Raw genomic sequence first — 5460 nt, 5'->3', positions numbered from 1 at the left:
GCGTCACGATCCGCCTCGACGGCGTCCGCCCACGTCGCCGGGCGGCCCTTGCCCCACCAGCCGGCCTGCTCGCGCGCCCCGGCGAGGACGACGGCGGCCCGGCGCGGCTGCGCGGGCAGCGCGGCGTTCAGGGCGGCGATCTCCTCGTCGGTGGGGCGGCGGTCGACGGGCAGCCGGACCGCGGGCGCCTCCTGGCCGGTGGGCCGGAAGACCAGTCCGGTCTCGAAGAGCGCGAGGTCGTGCTCGCCGCGGCCGTCGTTGCGGCGCAGCGCGGTGAGCAGCCCCGGCAGCAGCGTGGTGCGCAGCGCCGGCTCGCCGTCGGAGAGCGGGTTGACCAGGCGCACCACGGTGCGGCGCGGGTCGTCGGCCGCCAGGCCCAGCTGGTCGAAGACGTCCTCGCCCAGGAAGGGGTAGTTGAGCGCCTCGACGAACCCGGCGCCGGCCAGCGCGCGGCCGACCCGGCGGTGCAGCCGCTGCCGCTCGGTCAGCCCGCGGCCGGCGGGCGGCTGCGGCAGCGTGGACGGCAGGTTCTCGTAGCCCTCCAGCCGGATGACCTCTTCGGCGAGGTCGTTCGGGTCGGCGAGGTCGGGCCGCCAGCTGGGCACGGTGACGACGAGCTCGTCCTGCCCGTACACGTCACAGCCGACCTCCTGGAGGCGGCGCACGACGGTCTCCCGGCCGTACTCGACGCCCGCCACCCGGTCCGGGTGGTTCGCGGCGATGCTGATGGTGCGCGGCGCGCTGGGCGCGACGACCTCGGTGACGCCGGCCTCGGCGGTGCCGCCCGCGAGCAGCACCATCAGGTCGACGGTGCGCTGCGCGGCGGCGGACGTGGCGTTCGGGTCGACGCCGCGCTCGAAGCGCCGGGCCGCCTCGGAGGACAGCTTGTGGCGGCGTGCCGTACGGGCGATGGAGAGCGCGTCGAAGTGCGCGGCCTCCACCACGATGTCGGCGGTGCCCCTGCTCTCGCCGGTCTCCGGGTCGCGGGTGACGTCCGCGATCTCGGTGTCGGCCCCGCCCATGACGCCGGCGAGCCCGATGGGGCCGCTGTTGTCGGTGATGACGAGGTCGTCGGCGTCCAGGACGCGCTTGGCGCCGTCGAGGGTGGTGAGCTTCTCCCCCTGCTGCGCGCGGCGCACGCCGATCGGCCCGTCGAGCCGGGACCGGTCGTAGGCGTGCAGCGGCTGGCCGAGTTCGAGCATCACGTAGTTGGTGACGTCGACGGCGAGCGAGATCGGGCGCATGCCGGCCTTCTGGAGGCGGCGCTGGAGCCAGATCGGGGAGCGGGCGTCGGGGTCGAGCCCGGTGACGGTGCGCGCGGTGAAGCGGTCGCAGCCGGCCGGGTCCGAGACGCCCACGAGGTAGCCGTAGGAGTTGGGCGGCGGCACGTCGAGCAGGGCGGGGTCGCGCAGCGGCAGCCCGTAGGCGATGGCGGCCTCGCGGGCGACGCCGCGCAGCGACAGGCAGTCGCCGCGGTTGGCGGTGACGGCGATGTCCAGGACCTCGTCGACCAGTTCGAGCAGCGCGATGGCGTCGGTGCCGACCTCGTACTCGGGCGGCAGCACGATAATGCCGCCGGTCCCGTCATCGCCCATGCCGAGCTCGTCGCCGGAGCAGATCATGCCGTGCGAGACCTTGCCGTACGTCTTGCGCGCGGCGATCTTGAAGTCGCCGGGCAGCACAGCGCCGGGCAGCACCACGACGACCTTGTCGCCGACGGCGAAGTTGCGGGCGCCGCAGACGATCTCCTGCGGCTCGCCGGTGCCGTTGGCCGTGCCGACGTCGACGGTGCAGAAGCGGATGGGCTTCTTGAAGCCCTCCAGCTCCTCGATGGTCAGCACCTTGCCGACGACCAGCGGACCTTCGAGACCGGCGCCGAGCTGCTCGACGGTCTCGACCTCAAGGCCCGTGGCGACGAGCTTGGCCTGCACGTCGCGGCCGGTCTCGGAGGCCGGCAGGTCGACGTACTCGCGCAGCCAGGAAAGCGGGATACGCATCAGATCTCCATCCCGAACGGCCTGGTGAAGCGCACGTCACCCTCGATCATGTCTCGCATGTCCTCCACGCTGTGGCGGAACATCAGCATCCGCTCAATACCGAATCCGAAGGCGAAGCCGCTGTACTTCCGCGGGTCCACGCCGCAGGCGGTCAGCACCCGCGGGTTGACCATGCCGCAGCCGCCCAGCTCGATCCAGCCCTCGCTGCCGCACGTGCGGCAGGGGCGGTCGGGGTCGCCGACCGAGGCGCCGCGGCAGACATAGCACTCCATGTCCATCTCGGCGGACGGCTCGGTGAACGGGAAGTAGTTCGGGCGCAGCCGGGTGGACATCCCCTCGCCGAAGAGCGCCCGCACCATGTGGTCCAGGGTGCCCTTGAGGTCGGCCATGGTCAGGCCCTCGTCGATGGCGAGCAGCTCGACCTGGTGGAAGACCGGGGTGTGGGTGGCGTCCAGCTCGTCCGTGCGGAACGTACGCCCCGGGCAGATGACGTAGATGGGCGGCTCGCGGTCGATCATCGAGCGGATCTGCACCGGCGAGGTGTGCGTGCGCAGCACGACGCCGGACTCCTCGCTCGCGGGGCCTTCGGCGCCGTCGGCCTTCCGCACGAAGAACGTGTCCTGCATCTCGCGCGCGGGGTGGTCCGGCGGAAAGTTCAGCGCGTCGAAGTTGAACCACTCGGCCTCGGCCTCGGGCCCCTCGGCGACCTCGTAGCCCATCGCGACGAAGACGTCCTCGATGCGCTCGGAGAGCGTCGTGATCGGGTGCCGGGCGCCGGCCAGGGCGCGGTCGTGCGGCAGTGTGACGTCCACCGCCTCCTCGACCAGCACGCGCGCGTCGCGCTCCGCCTCCAGCTCCTCCTGGCGGGCCGCGAACGCCTTGTTCACGGCACCGCGGGCCTGGCCGACCCGCTTGCCCGCGTCCGCCTTGGCGTGCGGGGGCAGCGCGCCGATCTCGCGGTTGGCGAGGGCCAGCGGCGAGCGGTCGCCGCTGTGGGTGGACTTCACCTCGCGCAGGGCGTCGAGGTCGGCGGCCGCGGCGATCGCGGCTACCGCCTCGTCGCGCATCCGCTCGATCTCTTCCGGTTTCAGGGCCTCGACCTCGACCGGGTCATACGACTTATTGGGTGCGGACATCTCTTCCCGTGCTTCCGATTGGCTGCGTGCGCTTCGCTTCGCCTCGGCTCTTGACAAGTGCTGTGGATGCCGAGCGGGTGCGCCGCTTAGCCCGACGGCATTGATGCCAAAGGTGCCAAAGGTCGAGTCTAAAGGGCGCGGCTGGAGGGTGGGCCCGTGGGCCGCTCAGGCCAGGAAGGCCGGGGCGCCGACGGGCAGCGTAAATCGGAACTCCGCGCCGCCGCCGCGGGCCCGGCCGACCGTGATCGAGCCGCCGTGCGCCTCGACGATGCCCTTGACGATGTACAGCCCGAGGCCGGTGCCGCCGCGCTTGCTGCCGCGCCAGAAGCGGGTGAAGACGCGGCCCACCGACTCGTCGGGGATGCCGGGGCCCTCATCGCTCACGGTGACCGCTGTCCTCTCCACGGCGGGACCACCCGCGTGGGCCCGCGCCACCACTGGTGACACCTCTATGGTGACCGTTCCCTCGCCGTGGCGCACCGCGTTTTCCAGCAGGTTGCCGAGCACCTGGTCGATCTTGTCGGGGTCCGCCCAGAGCGCGGGCAGCGGCTCCCGGACCCGGATCAGGAACCGGTCGGTGCGCTGGCCCGCGGTGGTGTGCGCCTGTACGTGCCGGCGGACGGCGGCGGCGATGTCGACGGGCTGCTTGCGCACCTCCAGCCGGCCCGAGTCGATCCGGGAGATGTCCAGGAGCTCGGCGATGAGCCGGGTGACGCGGTTGGCGTCGGCGTCGACGGTCTCCAGCATCAGCCGCTTCTGGTCGTCCGTGAACCGCTCCCACTTGGCGAGCAGCGTCGCCGTGAAGCCCTTGACGGAGGTCAGCGGGGAGCGCAGCTCGTGGGCGACGGTGGCGATCAGCTCGGCGTGGCTGCGCTCGGTGCGGCGGCGCGCCTCCGTGCCGCGCAGCTGGACGACGAGGCGGCGCACGGGGCCGGCGGGCCGGTCGCGTACGTACCGGGCGGAGACCAGGACCTCGCGGCCGCCGGGCAGCAGCAGATTCCGCTCGGGCTGCCCGGCGCGGATGGCGAGGCCGCCGTACGGGTCGGTCAGGGTCCACCAGCGGCGGCCTTCGAGGTCTTCGAGCGGCAGGGCGCTCTCCAGCGGCCTGCCGATGGCCTCGGCGGGCGGCAGCTCGGTGATCCGGGCGGCAGCGGCGTTGAAGCAGGTGACCTTGCCGGTCTCGTCCGCGACGACCAGCCCGTCCGGCAGGTCGTCGGGGTCGAGCCCGAGATCGGTGAGGCCGTCGGTCAGACCGTCGCCGGGGCCCGCGCAGGCGCTGTGGGCGACGGGCTGGCAGGCGCCGGCCGTGCTGCTGCCGGAGGTCCTGACATTCATCGCCGCACCCCCCTTCGGGCCCCCAGGGAGGCCAACCCTACTAGGTGGATGTGACGGAGCGGCACCCTCCGGAAGCACGCTGCGCACGAGCGGAAGCGTAGAGGCAGACGGCGGCCGCCGTAGCGAGGTTGAGGCTCTCGGCGCGGCCGTGGATCGGTACGCGCACCACCTCGTCCGCGAGTGCGCGGGTCTCCTCCGGCAGCCCCCACGCCTCGTTGCCGAAGATCCAGGCGGTGGGCCCGCCCATCGCGCCGCCGTCCAGTTCCCCGTCGAGGTCCCGCTCGCCCGCCCCGTCGGCGGCGAGCACCCGCACCCCGGCGTCCGCGAGGCCGCGTACGGCCCGTTCGACGGGGACGCCGACGGCGACCGGGAGGTGGAAGAGGGAGCCGACGGAGGCCCGTACGGACTTGGGGTTGTACAGGTCCACGGAGGCGTCGGTGAGCACCACGGCGTCGGCGCCCGCGGCGTCCGCGCAGCGCAGCACCGTCCCGGCGTTGCCGGGGTCGCGGACGTTCGCGAGCACGGCCACCAGCTGGGGGCGGGCCGCGAGGATCTCCTCGAAGGGCGAGTCCAGGAAGCGGCAGACGCCGACGATGCCCTGCGGGGTGACCGTCTGGGAGATGTCGGCGAGGGTCTCGGCGTCGGCGGTGTGCACGCGGGCGCCGGCGGCGTGCGCGGCCTCGACGATCGCGGCGTAGCGCTCGGCGGCGTCGGGGGTGGCGAACAGCTCGGTCAGGGTGGGCTCGCCGTCGCCCCGGTGCGCCACCGCCTCGCGTACGGCCTGCGGGCCCTCGGCGATGAACCGGCGTTCCTTGCCCCGGAAGTTGCGGCGGGCCAGCCGCCGGGCGGCGGCGACGCGCGGGGAGCGCGGGGAGATCAGCTCGGGGGTGCCCATGGGCGGCGGCTCACTTCTGGTGCGGCGGCGGGTACGGGATGCGCGGTGCCGACGGGGCTCGCGCAGACAGCAGCGGACCCGCAGGCCGGGGCCTGCG

The 5460-nt window shown here is 73.6% G+C and carries 4 protein-coding genes; all 4 read right to left on the bottom strand.

Going from position 1 to position 5460, the window contains the following annotated elements:
- Positions 1 to 1997 (bottom strand): phenylalanine--tRNA ligase subunit beta (gene pheT, locus ACFU99_RS31565; protein ID WP_384398530.1); only part of this gene is annotated, 1997 nt, incomplete at its 3' end.
- Positions 1997 to 3133, bottom strand: coding sequence for a phenylalanine--tRNA ligase subunit alpha (gene pheS / locus ACFU99_RS31560; protein ID WP_384398528.1), 1137 nt, complete (start codon positions 3131 to 3133; stop codon positions 1997 to 1999). The genes pheT and pheS, both read right to left, overlap by 1 nt.
- Before the next feature lie 165 nt (positions 3134 to 3298).
- Positions 3299 to 4468, bottom strand: coding sequence for an ATP-binding protein (locus ACFU99_RS31555; RefSeq protein ID WP_384398526.1), 1170 nt, complete (start codon positions 4466 to 4468; stop codon positions 3299 to 3301).
- 40 nt (positions 4469 to 4508) lie between these two features.
- Entirely contained in the window at positions 4509 to 5363 is an 855-nt protein-coding gene (locus ACFU99_RS31550; RefSeq protein WP_363228809.1) for an RNA methyltransferase, read from the bottom strand.
- Between the last annotated feature and the right edge of the window lie 97 nt (positions 5364 to 5460).

It is taken from the genome of Streptomyces sp. NPDC057654 (genome assembly GCF_042800135.1).
Taxonomy (GTDB): Bacteria; Actinomycetota; Actinomycetes; order Streptomycetales; family Streptomycetaceae; genus Streptomyces.
This window is presented reverse-complemented; position numbering and strand designations above follow the sequence as displayed.